The organism is Stenotrophomonas maltophilia R551-3, assembly GCF_000020665.1.
GTDB lineage: Bacteria > Pseudomonadota > Gammaproteobacteria > Xanthomonadales > Xanthomonadaceae > Stenotrophomonas > Stenotrophomonas maltophilia_L.
The window spans coordinates 1,273,534-1,287,495 of record NC_011071.1 but is presented as its reverse complement, the minus strand read 5'-3'; the positions used below and the strand labels follow the sequence as shown (position 1 = coordinate 1,287,495).

Sequence of the window (13,962 nt, the reverse complement as noted above, 5' to 3'; positions counted from 1 at the left end):
CATGAAGGCCTATCTCTGGTTCTGGGGCGCGTTCCTGCTGTTCTTCGCGTTGCCTTTCCCCTGCATCCTCTATTTCGGCACGTCATGGCCGGTGGCGCTGGCCGATCGCAGCCCGCCGTGGCTGGCCGTGCTGCTGCTGGCGTTGTCACTGGCCTTGTGGCTGGTCCTGCTGCTCGCGTTCCTGCATTACCTGCTGCTGGGCCCGTTGCGCGCCCTGTACCGGGTGCGCTCGATTCTCACTGATGGTGAGCCGCGCACCACACTGATCAAGCAGGCCGAACAGACCGGCGTGCATATGCATGGCTTCGCGCAGTGGAAGCTGCAGCTGGCCTTCCAGAACCTGTCCGGCACGCCGATCAGTGAGCAGATGCTGGTGGTCGACAGCAAACCGCAGCTGCAGCGCTTCGTCGCAGGCAATCACCTCGATGCACGCCTGAGCCGCACGCCAGGCGAATTCCCCAACGTGGTGCTCGACGGCGCCCATCCCGAGCTGGATGTTGCCAGCCTGTGGCGGCGAGGGATCGGCGGTGGCATCGCCATCGTGGTGGTTGCCAGTGCCTATGTGTTCACCTACAGGCTGCAGAGCGAAGGCCTGGGCTGGACCTTCCTGTCGTTCGGCCACCCGTTGCTGATGTGCCCGCTGGTGCTGTGCGGTTACGCACTGGGCCTGCGCCTGCTCGGCCGACTGTTGCACGCCGATGCACGTGGCGACGCGCTGAAGTACCGTGGCATCGGCGTGGAAGCCAGGGTGCTGAAGGTGCGCCAGACCGGCACCTATCTCAACGAACAGCCGCAGGTGGAATTCCAGCTGCAGTACACCGACCGCGAAGGCGCTGTGCAGCAGGCGAGCGTGCGTCGCTTCATCCCGCTGATCGAACTGGCCAACATCCCGCGCGAGCACGTGACGCTGCTGTACGACCCGGATGATCGTGGCAACGTGCGCCTGGAGGGGATATGAAGCAGCCGCCCTCCACCCGGCTGGTGTTCTCGCTGGTGCTGCTGGTGCTGGCGGGCGTGGCCGTTGCTGGCGGCGGATTGCAGACGATCAGCGAAACGCTGGGCCACTCGGTGCAGCGCGACCGGTTGCCCGCGCCGGTCACCATGCAGCCGTCGCGCGAGAATCCTGGATCGCTCGCGCCGGTACCGGATCCGCACCCCATTCCGATTCCCGAACGCAACAACCGTCTGTTCGATGCAGACTACCTGCAGGCCGCGCGCCAGGCACTGGAGCAACTGCCGGCGCTGGCCGGGCAGCGGTTGACGGTCTTCCACAGCATCCACTTCTACGATGATGGTCGCATCAACCTGGATCTGATCGATCCCCAGCAGCCAACCCACGTCGACAGCTACCATTTCGAGCGTGGCCAGTGGCGCAAGGGCAATCCGGTGAATCCGCAGCAGTTCGCGCCGACCATCAGCCTGCAGCGCAGCAGCACATCCCTGGCCAGCATCGATTTCGACGCCGTGCCGCGCGTGGCACAGGCACTGCAGCAACAACGCAATGCCCTGCAGAACCCCGCATCTGAAGTCGGCCACGTCTACGTGATCGTACGCAAGGGCGGCAAGCTGGTGTGGCTGCCGGATGAAGTTGCCGGAGACCGCGAATCGGTGCGCCTGCAGTTCGATGCGCAGGGCACCGTGCTCGGCGTGAGCCGCCGGTAGACCACAAAAAAAAGGGGACGGAGGGGATTAAGTCGCATGTGCCTTGGTGCGGTTTGCGACTTAATCCCCTCCGTCCCCTTTTTGCTACTTCACCGAGCGCGCGATGGCGTACTGCGCGCCGTAGTACGTGGACAGCACCAGCAGGCTGGCCAGCGGCAGGCCACCGGCGAAGCGGTCCCAGGCCAGCAGGGAATCACTGGCCACGAACAGCAATGCACCCGCCGCGGCCCAGCGGGCGCTTCGGGCTTCCACGGCGTCGGGCTGCGGGCTGCCCCACTGCCGTGCCAGGGCCAGCACCGCCATCGACGCCAGCACCACCACGTACGCCAGTACCGGAATACGCATCGGTGCGGGCAGGTGCGGCCACAGGCCCAGCACGTTGAGCACGGCAAATGCACCGAGCAGCACACTGGCGCCGACCAGGCCACGACCGGCACGCAAGCCATCGTGGAATGCGACGATGTAGCAGAGGTGCGCCAACAGGAAGGCGACCAGCCCCGGTACGAACGCATCCACCGGCAGCATCAGCGCAATGTCGCCCACGCACGAAAGCAGCATGCCGGCCAGCACCGCGCGGCGGTAGAACGGTTGCGCCGGATCATGCACGCGCCAGGCGATGGCGGCGATCAACAGCGTGGTGGCCGGCTTGGCCAGCCAATGCAGCCAGCGCCCATCGCCGTGCAGGAACGCGCCGATGATGGCGAGGATCGCCATCAACAGGATCACGCCATCGCGGGCGCGCGGCTTCATCGTGCCTTCCACAGATCCGCCAGGCGGTCAGGCTTGCCGGTGATGCGCTCCAGCACCGGGTACTGCAGGCCACCGTGGTAGGCGATGCTCATCGTTTCGATGCGGTCGAACTGCTTCACCAGCAACACGATCGGTGCCTTGTCCTTTGCTGCTGCCGCCACCGCATCCTTCAGCCGCTGGCTGCTGTACTCGCGCCCGCCAACTGCAATCACCTTCATGCCCGGCGCCAGGCCAGCATTGAACGCCGGGCTGTCCCAGATCACATCACCGACCGTGCCGCTGTCGAGCACGGTCGCGCCCAGCGAATACGCCAGCAGCGCCGCCTTGGCGCGCTTCTCCTGCGCCTTGTAGGCATCGTTCGGGGCATCGCGATAGACCAGCTTCCAGCCCGCCAGTTCCAGGCCGCCGGTCAATGAACCATGACCGTCCAGGCGCCCGCGCAGGAACGTGGCCCAGTCATACGGGGCGATGCCGTTCAAGGTCGCGACCACGTCATCAAAGGTGTACGGGTTGACGTCCCAGTCGCCATTGCCGACGCCGAAGAACGCACGCGCGAAGTCGTCCAGGCTGCGACGGTTGCCACTCAGCTCGCGCAGCTTGCCCTCCACTTCCAGCCACAGCATCTGGCCGCCGGAGTAATAGTCCTCGCTCATCTGGTAATTGCGGTACGGCAGCGTGCGGCGCTGGGCGATGGTCGGGTCGTTGGTGGTGTCCTGCAGCGGGCGCCAGGCCAGTCCCGGGCGGCCACGGTCATAGGTCGCGGCCACGTTGGCCAGCATGTCGCGCGCCTGCGCGGTCGACCACAACCCAGAGCGCGCGGCCAGCACCTGGCCCCAGAACTGGGTCTGGCCTTCGTACACCCACAGCAGGCTGTCGCCCATCGGCACGTTGAAATTGGCGGTGGCCAGATCGGCGCCGCGACGGTACTTGCCATTCCAGGAATGGGTGTACTCGTGCGGTAGCAGATCACGCATCCACGCGTTGCTGTCCCACTCTGTGAAGTACCCCGGGTCGGCACTGTTCTCGCTGGAACGGTGATGCTCCAGGCCGATGCCGCCGAGGCGGTCGGTCAACGCCAGCAGGAACTCATAGTGGTTGTAATGGCGCGCGCCATAGAGCTTGTCGGCCTGCTGCACCAGCGCGCGGTGCATCGTGATCTGCGCGTCACTCGGCTTCAGCGACTTGGCTTCGTCTGCAAACACATTGAGATGCACCGGCACCTTTGCGCCCGGATCGAGATCGATGCGCTGGTAGTGCTCGCCAGCGAACAACGGCGAATCGACCAGATGGTCATAGGAGATCGGCTTGAACACCACGGTGTCACCGTCGCGGCGTGCGGTTTCAAGCGCAGTGGCGAACGACCAGCCCTTGGGCAGGGTCACGCTGGCCTGCGCCTGCAGGTTGCGCGCATCGACTCCGGCCGGGTACAGCGAATTGGCGTTCCACTGCAGGTTGAGCATTTCCGGGGTCATCACCACCCGGCCCTGGCTGCCGCCCTGCGAGGACAGGAAATCGAAGTGGGCGACGATCTCGCTCACGCCCTCGGGCACGTTCACCTTGAACGCATAGACGTTGAACTGGTCACGCTGCCAGGCCAGCGGCTTGCCGTTGGCAGTCACGCGCAGCCCGGCCAGCTTGTCGATCGGGCCGGTCGGCGAATGGTTGCCGGGAATCCACTGCGGGTACAGCAGGGTCATCGGGCCGGGCTTGGCCGGCACCGTGGCAGTCACCTTGAAGATGCGCCGGGCCAGGTCACGCGCGTCCACATCGATGCGCAGCAAGCCGGGGGCCGCTGCGTTCGCCGGGGGCGAGGTCTGCGCCAGCGCAGGCGTGGCGGCCAGCGCGAACAGCACGGACATCACCAGGGCACGGGTCTTCATCGGGCAGGTTCCAGCAGCGGTAGAACCTTTGATGCTAGGCCTGTCGCGTGCGCGGCCCCATGGCCGAAGGTCATGGTGGTGCGACCATCAGTGCGGACCAACGGTCCGCACCCACCAACGCAGTAGATCCACACCATGCGTGGATGACACACACCCGGTAGCGCCGGGCCATGCCCGGCGAACACCTGCCGCGGTCAGTCGACCAGGCGCAGGCGCAGTTCCTTCGGCAGCGCGAACACCATCGATTCCGGCTCGCCGTCCAGCTCGCCCACGCCGTTGGCACCCAGCTCGGCCAGCCGCGCCAGCACGCCATCGACCAGCACCTGCGGCGCCGAGGCACCCGCAGTCACGCCGATGTGCTGCTTGCCCACCACCCACGCCGGGTCGATCTCGTGCGCACCATCGATCAGGTACGACTCGACGCCTTCGCGGCGGGCCAGCTCGCTCAAGCGGTTGGAGTTGGAACTGTTCGGCGAGCCGACCACCAGCACCAGATCGCAGCGCTTGGCCAGGTCGCGCACGGCATCCTGGCGGTTCTGCGTGGCGTAGCAGATGTCGTCGTTCTTCGGGCCCTGCATCGCCGGGAAGCGCTCGCGCAGCGCATCGATGATGCCGCGCGTGTCATCCACCGACAACGTGGTCTGGGTGGTGTAGGCGAAGTTTTCCGGCTGCTTGATCTGCAGCGTGGCAACCTGCTCCACGTCCTCCACCAGATAGATCTGGCCGGTACCGGCTTCGCGGTTCCACTGACCCATGGTGCCTTCCACTTCCGGGTGACCGGCGTGGCCGATCAGCACTACGTCACGGCCGGCACGGCAGTGGCGGGCAACTTCGAAGTGCACCTTGGTCACCAGCGGGCAGGTGGCGTCGAACACCTTCAGACCACGTCGCTCGGCTTCCTGGCGCACGGCCTGGGACACGCCGTGCGCACTGAAGATGACCGTGTTGTTGTCCGGCACTTCATCCAGTTCCTCGACGAAGATCGCACCGCGCTGCTTCAGGTCATCGACCACGAAGCGGTTGTGCACCACTTCATGGCGGACATAGATGGGCGCGCCCAGCGTTTCGATCGCGCGCTTGACGATCTCGATCGCACGATCGACGCCGGCACAGAATCCACGCGGGTTGGCGAGCAGCACATCCATCAGTTCAGTCTCCCGGCAGCGGCCGGCTTACGGTTTCGGGTTGGCATTATCCGCCTTTTTGGCGGACTTGCCTTCGAACAGGCCGAACAGGGCGATGCCCACGGCACCGACCACGATGGCCGAATCGGCGATGTTGAACGAGGGCCAGGTGTAGCTGCCCACGTACCACTGGATGAAATCGACCACGTGGCCATGCACCTGGCGGTCGATCACGTTGCCGATGGCGCCGCCGATGATCAGCGCATACGGCACCGCCGCCTTCCAGTTGCCACGGGCGGTGCTGCGCAGCCACCAGGCCATCAGGCCACTGATGGCGATCGCCAGCACGGTGAAGAAGTGCTTCTGCCAGCCACCGGCGTCGCTCAGGAAACTGAACGCCGCACCGGTGTTGTAGGTGCGGTACCAGTTCCAGAAGCCGTCGATGACCACCACCGGCTGGAACTCCGGCAGGCTCGACAGAACCCAGGCCTTGGACCACTGGTCCAGGCCGATGATGGCCGCCGACAGCAGCAGCCAGACCAGGGCGTTCGGATGCGGACGGGGCGCGGCCATCAGAACCAGCTCCGCACTTCACCGGCACCGGTGATGTTGCTCACACAGCGGCCGCACAGTTCCGGGTGGTCGGCATTGCTGCCGACGTCGGCGCGGTGGTGCCAGCAGCGCACGCACTTGGCCTTGGTGGTCGGCTGCGCGCTGACGAACACCTCGTCGGTGGTCGCCGGGCGCACCTGCACGTCGCCGCTGATGAACAGGAAACGCAGTTCATCGGCCAGCGGCTGCCAGCGCGCGGCCTGCTCTTCGCTGGCGGCGATGGTGATCTCCGCCTCCAGCGCGGCACCGATCGCGCCGTTGGCGCGCATCGGCTCGAGCACCTTGGCCACCTGCTCGCGCACGGCCAGCAGCTGGTCGAAGTCGGCGGCGTTGAGCTGGGCATCGGCCGGCAGCGGCGCCAGGCCGTCGTACCAGGTGGTGAACAGCACATGCTCGGCGCGTTCGCCCGGCAGGTAGCCCCACAGCTCGTCGGCGGTGAAGGTCAGGATCGGCGCGACCCAGCGGGTGAATGCTTCGGCGATGTGGTACATCGCGCTCTGTGCCGAACGGCGACCGCTGGAATCGGTCGGCATCGTGTACAGGCGGTCCTTGGTCACGTCCAGGTACAGCGAACCGAGGTCCACGCTGCAGAAGTTCAGCAACAGCTGCACGATCTCGGCCATGTTGTAGCCGTCGTAGGCCGCCTTGATCTTCTCCTGCAGTTCCCACGCGCGATGCACGATCCAGCGGTCCAGCGCGACCATCTGGTCCAGCGGCTGCAGGTGCTGGGCCGGATCGAAACCGTCCAGGTTGCCGAGCAGGAAGCGTGCGGTGTTGCGCAGGCGACGGTAGGCGTCGGCATTGCGCTTGAGGATCTCCTGCGACAGCGACATCTCGTTGCTGTAGTCGGCCGAGGCGATCCACAGGCGCAGGATGTCCGCGCCCAGCTTGTTCATGATGTCCTGCGGCTCGATGCCGTTGCCCAGCGACTTGGACATCTTTCGGCCGTGCTCGTCCACGGTGAAGCCGTGGGTCAGGCACTGCTTGTACGGCGCGCGTTTGTCGATCGCCACGCCGGTCAGCAGCGAGGACTGGAACCAGCCACGATGCTGGTCGGAACCTTCCAGGTACAGGTCGGCCGGCTTGCCGAAGCCACGCGCGGCGAGCACACCCTCATGGGTCACGCCCGAGTCGAACCAGACATCGAGGATGTCGGTGACCTTCTCGTAGTCGGCCGCTTCGGCGCCCAGCAGTTCGGCGGCATCCAGCGAGTACCACACGTCGATGCCCTCGGCTTCGACACGGTCGGCGACCTGCTGCATCAGCTCCACCGAGCGCGGGTGGATCTCGCCGGTCTGGCGATGGGTGAACAGTGCGATCGGCACGCCCCAGGTGCGCTGGCGCGAGATGGTCCAGTCCGGGCGGCCATCGACCATGCTCTGGATGCGCGCCTTGCCCCAGCTCGGGAACCAGCCGACGGTGTCGATGGCGGCCAGCGCATCGTTGCGCAGATTGGCCTTGTCCATCGAGATGAACCACTGCGGGGTGGCGCGGAACACCACCGGCGTCTTGTGGCGCCAGCAGTGCGGGTAGCTGTGGCGGATCGGGTGGAAGGCAAGCAGCGCACCGTTGTCGCGCAGCACGCCGACGATGGCCTCCTGCGCCTTCCACAGATGCTGGCCGGCCAGCACCACGTCACCCGCCGGCGGCGTCGATTCCAGGTACACGCCACGGCCGTCGATCGGGGTGACCTGGCCAGCGTTGTACTTGTCCAGCAGGCCGTACTTCTGGCTGACCACGTAATCTTCCTGGCCGTGGCCGGGGGCAGTGTGCACCGCACCGGTACCGTCCTCGTCGGACACGTGCTCGCCGTTGAGCACCAGGATCTCGCGCTCCGGATAGAACGGGTGCGCCAGCAGCTGGTTTTCCAGCGCCGAACCGTCCGCCTCACCGTGCAGCACCACCGCTTCCACGCCGTAGCGCTGCAGTGCGCGCTCGGCCAGGGCGGCGGCCAGCACCAGCCAACGGCGCTTGCCGTTGTGCGCCGGGCCTTCGGCCAGCACGTAGTTGATCTCCGCGCCCAGCGACACCGCCAGCGAAGCCGGCAGCGTCCACGGGGTGGTGGTCCAGATCGGCACGGCCACTTCCACATCGGCCGGCACGCTCACGCCGAACGCCTGGCCGATGGCCTGCGCATCGCGCGCGGCGTAGGCCACGTCGATCGCCGGCGATTCCTTTTCCTGGTATTCGATCTCGGCCTCGGCCAGCGCCGAGCCACAGTCGAAGCACCAGTACACCGGCTTGGCGCCACGCACCAGGTGGCCGTTGGCCACGACCTTGGCCAGCGCACGGATTTCGTTGGCTTCGAAGTCGAAGCTCAGGGTCTTGTACGGGTTGTCCCAGTCACCGGTCACGCCCAGGCGCTTGAAGTCCACGCGCTGGATGTTGATCTGCTCTTCGGCGAACTCGCGGCACTTCTGGCGGAATTCGACGGCGTCGAGCTTGGTGCCGACCTTGCCCCACTTCTTCTCGACCGCGATCTCGATCGGCAGGCCATGGCAGTCCCAGCCCGGCACGTAGGGCGCATCGAAGCCGGCCAGGTAGCGCGACTTGACGATGATGTCCTTCAGGATCTTGTTGACCGCGTGGCCGAGGTGGATGCGGCCGTTGGCGTACGGCGGGCCGTCATGCAGCACGAACAGCGGGCGGCCTGCGGCGTTGTCGCGCAGCTGCTGGTAGAGCCCCTGCTCTTCCCACCGCGCCAGAATGCCCGGCTCGCGCTTGGGCAGGTCGCCGCGCATCGGGAATTCGGTGGCTGGCAGGTTCAGGGTGGTCTTGTAGTCCTGGCTCACGCAGTGGCTCGCAATCTATGTTCGGAAAGGATGGCGCGCGCCTGTTCGGCGTCACGGTGCATCTGGTCGGTCAGCGCCGCCAGATCATTGAATTTTTCTTCGTCGCGCAGCTTGGCGACGAATTCGACGTCGATGTGGCGCCCGTACAGATCGCCCTGGAAATCGAACAGGTGGGCTTCCAGCAACGGCTCCACGCCATCCACGGTCGGCCGCGTGCCGAAGCTGGACACCGACGGCCACGGCTGGTCGAACACGCCGTGCACCCAGGTTGCGTAGATGCCCGACAACGCCGGGGTCTTCGGGAAACGCAGGTTGGCGGTAGGGAAACCCAGCGTACGGCCAAGCTGGCGCCCACGCACCACCCGGCCGCTGATCGCATACGGGCGGCCAAGCAGGTCGCCGGCACGGGCGAAGTCGCCGTCCTGCAGCAGCTGGCGGATGCGGGTGCTGGAAATGCGCTCGCCATGCAGGTCGACCGCTTCGATCTCGCCAGCGCTGAAACCGAGCTCGGCGCCGAGCTTCTGCAGCAGGGCCAGGTCGCCGCGACGACGGTTGCCGAAACAGAACTCCGGACCGATCCAGACCTCACGCGCACTCAGGCGATTGACCAGCAGCTGGCGTACGAACGTCTCGGCCGGCATCGCCGCCATCGCTGCGTCGAAACGCAGCAGGCCGATCGCATCGACGCCGAGCTCGCGCAGGATCTCGACCTTGCTGCGCGCCAGGGTCAGCCGCGGCGGCGGCGTGCCCTGGGCGAAGAATTCACGCGGCAACGGCTCGAACGCCACGGCAACTGCGGCCACGCCCAAGGCGCGCGCGCGGGCAACCGCGTGGCGGACCAGCGCACGATGGCCCAGATGGAGGCCGTCGAATGCACCGATACAGACCACGCTTCCGTTGGGGAACAGCTCCCCGCCCTCGACGCTTCTGAACAGCCTGCTCATCAACTCTCGTTCCGGCCCAACCGGGGCCGCCGCTTCAATGGTGTAACCCTGAAGTATAGCCGCCACAGGCCGCGATCAATGCCCGCGCAGGTCGCGCGGGCGGAAGCCCATTGCCACCATGGCCACCGCATAGGTCGCGCCACCGCCGCCGACCAGCAGTGCCAGTGCGCCGATCCGCTCCCATGCACCCATCGCCGAGAAGCCCGGCAGCCAGTACAGCAGGGCCAGCAGTACGCCGACCATGGCCGCGCAGGCCAGCAGCAGGCGTACCAGATAGCCGCCCCAACCCGGCCGACGCTGGTAGACATCGGTCTTGCCCAGCCAGTACCAGAGCAGGCCCAGGTTCAGGTAACTGGACAGCGCGCTGGCGATGCCCAACGCCAGGTGCAGGCCCGGCTGCTTGCCGATGGCGGCCATCACGCCCTGCGCCTTCAGTTCGTCCGGCACCATCACCTGGTACAGCACCGCCAGCAGAGCGAAGTTGAACACCATGTTGGCCACCAGTGCGGCCACGCCGGCGCGCACCGGGGTCTTGGTGTCCTGGCGCGCATAGAACGCCGGCAGCACCACCTTCAGCAGGGCGAACGCCGGCAGGCCGAAGCTCAGGCCGTACACCGACAGCGCGGTCATGCGGGTATCGAAGGCACTGAACTGGCCGTGCTGGAAGATGGACGCGATCAGCGGTTCGGCCAGCAGCAGCAGGCCCAGCATGGCCGGCACCGAGATCAGCAGGGTCATGCGCAGGCCCCAGTCCAGCGAGCGCGAGAAGCCCTCGCGGTCGGTGCTCACATGATGACGGGCCAGCGCCGGCAGGATCACCGTACCCAGCGCCACGCCGAACACGCCCAGCGGCAGCTCCAGGAAGCGGTCTGCCAGCGACAGCCAGGACTGCGAGCCGTCGGTCAGCTTGGCGGCGATGACGGTGTCCAGCAGCAGGTTGATCTGTGCCACCGAGGAACCGAACAGGGTCGGCACCATCAGCGTCATCACCTTGCGCACGCCCGGATGGCTCCAGCCCCAGCGCGGCAGGGTCAGCAGGTTGATGCCCTTCAGCGAAGGCAGCTGGAACAGCAGCTGCAGCAGGCCGGCGGCCAGCACCGCCCAGCCCAGTGCCAGGATCTGCTTCTCCGGGGTGCCGCCCAGCCGCGGCGCCAGCCACAGCGCGCCGGCGATCATGCACAGGTTGAGGATCACCGGGGTCAGCGCCGGCATCGCGAAGCGCTGGAAGCTGTTCAGCGCACCACCGGCCAGCGCGGTCAGCGAGACAAACAACAGGAACGGGAAGGTCAGCCGGAACAGGTCGACCAGCAGGCCCTGCTTCACCGGGTCGGTATCAACACCGCTTGAGAAGACCGAGGCCAGCTGTGGGGCGAAGATCAGCGCCAGCGCGGTGACCAGCATCAGCACCCCACCCAGGGTGCCGGCGGTGCGGGCCATCAGTTCACGCAGTTCGGCGTGGCTGCGGGTCTCCTTCACTTCCGTGAACACCGGCACGAATGCGGTGGCGAAGGAGCCCTCGGCGAACAATCGCCGCAGGAAATTGGGTACCCTGAAGGCAACCCAGAACGCATCGGTAACCGCATTGGTGCCGAACGTGGTGGTGATCACCTGGTCACGGACAAGTCCGAGCACCCGCGAGACCATGGTCATGCTGCTGAACGACAGCAGGCCTCGCAACATCTTCGGTGAACTCACTCAGCGTCCCTCTTGACAATCGACTTGACGTGCATTTCTCGGGCCATCATACTAGCTAGCTTGCTGTTCCCATAACACCGATTTTTTCAGGAAACCACCACCGTGGCCAATATCAAGTCCGCCAAGAAGCGCGCCAAGCAGACCGTCGTGCGCAACGCGCGCAACGTGGCTCAGCGCTCGATGCTGCGCACCGCTGTCAAGAAAGTGATCAAGGCGCTGGACGCCAACGATGCCGCCGGCGCCCAAGCCGCCTTCGCCGTTGCCCAGCCGATCCTGGATCGCTTCAGCGCGCGTGGCCTGATCCACAAGAACAAGGCTGCTCGCCATAAGAGCCGCCTGAACGACCGCATCAAGGCCCTCGCGGCCGCCTGATCCGGCGTTGCCGCCCTGCCCTTCGGGGTTGGGCTGCAGACAAAAGCCCGGCCTCGGCCGGGTTTTTTGTTGCCTGCGATCCAGGCGATCCACCGGGTCCGCGCGATCCGGTAGTGCCGGCCGCTGGCCGGCAACCCAGTGAACTGCCGGCCAGCGGCCGGCACTAGCACAACAAAAAAAACCCGGCCGAAGCCGGGTTTTTCGCGCGGAACCACAACGGCATTACAGCGCGTTGCGGGCTTCCAGCTCATCTTCCTTCTGGCGATCGAAGAACGCCATGATCCGGCTCATGATCGGGAAGGTGCCTTCGCGGCCCAGCGCCGAAACCAGGAACCACGGCTCCTTCCAGCCCAGCTCGGCGACGATCTGCTCGGCCGCAGCCTTGGCCTCGTCCTCGAACATCAGGTCGGCCTTGTTCAGCACCAGCCAGCGCGGCTTCTGCAGCAGCTCCGGGTCGTGCTTCTCCAGCTCACGCTCGATGGCACGCACCTGCTCGACCGGGGAAATACCTTCCACGCCGCCTTCCATCGGGGAAATGTCCACCAGGTGCAGCAGCAGGCGGGTGCGCTGCAGATGGCGCAGGAACTGCGCACCCAGGCCGGCGCCATCCGCAGCACCTTCGATCAGGCCAGGAATGTCGGCAATCACGAAGCTGCGGTAATTCTCCACCTTCACCACACCCAGGTTCGGGTACAGCGTGGTGAACGGGTAATCGGCCACCTTCGGCGTCGCCGCTGAAACGGCACGGATCAGGGTGCTCTTGCCAGCGTTGGGGAAGCCCAGCAGGCCAACGTCGGCCAGCAGCTTCAGCTCCAGCTTCAGCGTGCGCTCTTCGCCCGGCTCGCCCGGCAGCGCCTGGCGCGGCGAGCGGTTGGTCGAGCTCTTGAAGTGCATGTTGCCGAGTCCACCACGGCCGCCCTGCGCCACCAGCAAGCGGTCGCCATGCTGGGTCAGGTCGCCGATGATTTCGTCGGTGGCCACGTTGATGATCACGGTGCCAACCGGCACGGTGATGGTCAGGTCTTCGCCGCCCTTGCCATAGGCCTGGCGGCCCATGCCGTTCTCGCCGCGCTGCGCCTTGAAGATGCGGTCATGGCGGAAGTCGACCAGGGTGTTCAGGTTTTCGTCGGCGCGGATGTACACGCTGCCGCCCGCACCGCCGTCGCCGCCGTCCGGGCCGCCGAGCGGAATGAACTTCTCGCGACGGAAGCCAATGCAGCCGTTGCCGCCGTTGCCGGCGAACACTTCGATTTCTGCTTCGTCTACCAGTTTCATTGTTTCGATGCCTGCGATGGGCGCGGCCTGCGTGCCGCCGCCTTGCTTGAATGTCGTGCCGGATGCGCTCCAGCTGTCGGGGCCGCGCCCCGCGATCGGGCCGTGCCCGTTGTACCACTGATTCCAACGAAAAGCCCCGCCGAAGCGGGGCTCTTCATGCAGCGTGCGATTCGACCAGCGACGCCATGCCGGGGCATGGCAGCTGGCCAAGCCTTATCAGGCTTCGACCGACACGACGCTGACGGTGCGACGCTTCTTGGCGCCCTTGACCGAGAACTCCACCTTGCCGTCCACGAGGGCGAACAGGGTGTGGTCACGGCCCAGGCCAACGCCGGAACCCGGGTGGAACTGGGTGCCGCGCTGACGCACGATGATGTTGCCGGCTTCGATGGCCTGGCCGCCGAAGATCTTGACGCCGAGGTACTTCGGGTTGGAGTCGCGACCGTTGCGCGAAGAGCCTACGCCTTTTTTATGTGCCATGACCTATCTCCTTACTTGCTGCCACCGGCAATGCCGGTGATCTCGATTTCGGTGTAGTACTGACGGTGACCCTGACGCTTCATGTGGTGCTTGCGGCGACGGAACTTGATGATCCGGACCTTGTCAGCACGACCCTGGGACAGGACGGTGGCGGTGACCGCAGCGCCGCTCAGGGCGTCGCCGATCTTGATGCCATCGCTGTCGCCGAGCAGCAGGATGTTGTCGAACTTGATCTCGCTGCCGACTTCGACTTCGAGCTTTTCAATGCGGAGCTTTTCGCCCTGCGCCACGCGGTATTGCTTACCGCCGGTGACCAGTACTGCGTACATGACCAGACTTCCTCTGTAGTTATTGTGGTCTATGGACTGTCGCCATC

General features: G+C 65.9%; 13 protein-coding genes. 3 read left to right on the top strand and 10 right to left on the bottom strand.

The features are described from left to right. The first annotated feature begins 1 nt into the window (after position 1). Together SMAL_RS05810 and SMAL_RS05805 are read left to right on the top strand one after the other, a co-directional pair. A complete protein-coding gene (locus tag SMAL_RS05810; RefSeq protein ID WP_004148530.1) occupies positions 2 to 958 on the top strand; it encodes a hypothetical protein in 957 nt (318 codons plus the stop codon). Further along, positions 955 to 1,662: a hypothetical protein gene (locus SMAL_RS05805; RefSeq protein WP_012510418.1), complete on the top strand. Its 708-nt coding sequence runs from the start codon at positions 955 to 957 to the stop codon at positions 1,660 to 1,662. The genes SMAL_RS05810 and SMAL_RS05805 overlap by 4 nt, the downstream gene beginning before the upstream one ends. 84 nt (positions 1,663 to 1,746) lie before the next feature. On the opposite strand, the gene SMAL_RS05800 is transcribed toward SMAL_RS05805, so the two are convergent. The 7 genes from SMAL_RS05800 to murJ form a co-directional block, all read right to left on the bottom strand. After that, positions 1,747 to 2,412 carry a lysoplasmalogenase gene (locus SMAL_RS05800; RefSeq protein WP_012510417.1) on the bottom strand — a complete coding sequence of 222 codons (666 nt, stop codon included), beginning with the start codon at positions 2,410 to 2,412 and terminating at the stop codon, positions 1,747 to 1,749. Beyond that, positions 2,409 to 4,292: a M61 family metallopeptidase gene (locus SMAL_RS05795; protein WP_012510416.1), complete on the bottom strand. Its 1,884-nt coding sequence runs from the start codon at positions 4,290 to 4,292 to the stop codon at positions 2,409 to 2,411. Before SMAL_RS05795 ends, SMAL_RS05800 begins: the two co-directional genes overlap by 4 nt. Before the next feature lie 194 nt (positions 4,293 to 4,486). After that, entirely contained in the window at positions 4,487 to 5,437 is a 951-nt protein-coding gene (gene ispH / locus SMAL_RS05790) for a 4-hydroxy-3-methylbut-2-enyl diphosphate reductase (RefSeq protein WP_004148461.1), read from the bottom strand. A gap of 27 nt (positions 5,438 to 5,464) precedes the next feature. Continuing rightward, on the bottom strand, positions 5,465 to 5,989 hold the full coding sequence (gene lspA / locus SMAL_RS05785; RefSeq protein WP_004148459.1) for a signal peptidase II: 525 nt from the start codon (positions 5,987 to 5,989) through the stop codon (positions 5,465 to 5,467). Beyond that, positions 5,989 to 8,820 carry an isoleucine--tRNA ligase gene (gene ileS / locus SMAL_RS05780; protein WP_012510415.1) on the bottom strand — a complete coding sequence of 944 codons (2,832 nt, stop codon included), beginning with the start codon at positions 8,818 to 8,820 and terminating at the stop codon, positions 5,989 to 5,991. Before ileS ends, lspA begins: the two co-directional genes overlap by 1 nt. Beyond that, positions 8,817 to 9,764 (bottom strand): bifunctional riboflavin kinase/FAD synthetase, encoded by a 948-nt coding sequence (locus SMAL_RS05775; RefSeq protein ID WP_012510414.1) that lies wholly within the window; start codon positions 9,762 to 9,764, stop codon positions 8,817 to 8,819. Before SMAL_RS05775 ends, ileS begins: the two co-directional genes overlap by 4 nt. A gap of 75 nt (positions 9,765 to 9,839) precedes the next feature. Next, positions 9,840 to 11,444, bottom strand: coding sequence for a murein biosynthesis integral membrane protein MurJ (murJ, locus tag SMAL_RS05770; RefSeq protein WP_012510413.1), 1,605 nt, complete (start codon positions 11,442 to 11,444; stop codon positions 9,840 to 9,842). Positions 11,445 to 11,561: 117 nt separating this feature from the next. Between murJ and rpsT the strand changes: the two genes are divergently transcribed. Then, positions 11,562 to 11,831: a 30S ribosomal protein S20 gene (gene rpsT, locus SMAL_RS05765; RefSeq protein WP_004148449.1), complete on the top strand. Its 270-nt coding sequence runs from the start codon at positions 11,562 to 11,564 to the stop codon at positions 11,829 to 11,831. 222 nt (positions 11,832 to 12,053) lie between these two features. Here the strand turns inward: rpsT and cgtA are convergent, their stop codons facing one another. The 3 genes from cgtA to rplU form a co-directional block, all read right to left on the bottom strand. Then, positions 12,054 to 13,106: an Obg family GTPase CgtA gene (cgtA, locus tag SMAL_RS05760; protein ID WP_004148388.1), complete on the bottom strand. Its 1,053-nt coding sequence runs from the start codon at positions 13,104 to 13,106 to the stop codon at positions 12,054 to 12,056. Positions 13,107 to 13,322: 216 nt separating this feature from the next. Further along, positions 13,323 to 13,586, bottom strand: coding sequence for a 50S ribosomal protein L27 (gene rpmA / locus SMAL_RS05755; protein WP_004148333.1), 264 nt, complete (start codon positions 13,584 to 13,586; stop codon positions 13,323 to 13,325). 11 nt (positions 13,587 to 13,597) lie between these two features. Beyond that, complete coding sequence (rplU, locus tag SMAL_RS05750; RefSeq protein ID WP_004148331.1) at positions 13,598 to 13,915, bottom strand: 50S ribosomal protein L21; 318 nt, start codon at positions 13,913 to 13,915, stop codon at positions 13,598 to 13,600. Positions 13,916 to 13,962 lie beyond the last annotated feature (47 nt).